The sequence below is a fragment of the Mesorhizobium amorphae genome (assembly GCF_014843845.1).
Classification (GTDB): Bacteria; Pseudomonadota; Alphaproteobacteria; order Rhizobiales; family Rhizobiaceae; genus Mesorhizobium; species Mesorhizobium amorphae_A.
Window position 1 is genome coordinate 1 of record NZ_JHQS01000073.1, and the last position, 254, is coordinate 254.

The window sequence follows — 254 nt, forward strand, 5'->3', positions numbered from 1 at the left end:
CCGGCCTTGGACCATCGCCTGAAGCGCTGATGCAGCGTCTTCCACCTTGCCGTAGCGCTCGGGAACGTCGTGCCAGTGCGCTCCGGAACGCAGAACCCAAAGCACGCCGTTCACAAATTGGCGATTATCCTGGCCACTGCGGCCGGGATCACCAGCCTTGCCAGGCAACAGGCTTTCGATACGCTGCCATTGCTCGCTGCTCAGTTCATATCGCCGGGCCATCCATCGCTCTCCAGATCGAATCTGGAAGCCTA

Annotated in this window: 1 pseudogene; it reads right to left on the reverse strand. The window is 60.6% G+C overall.

The window, feature by feature from the left end:
* A pseudogene (locus DH08_RS30040) lies at positions 1-222 on the reverse strand (transposase); the annotation flags it as partial.
* Between the last annotated feature and the right edge of the window lie 32 nt (positions 223-254).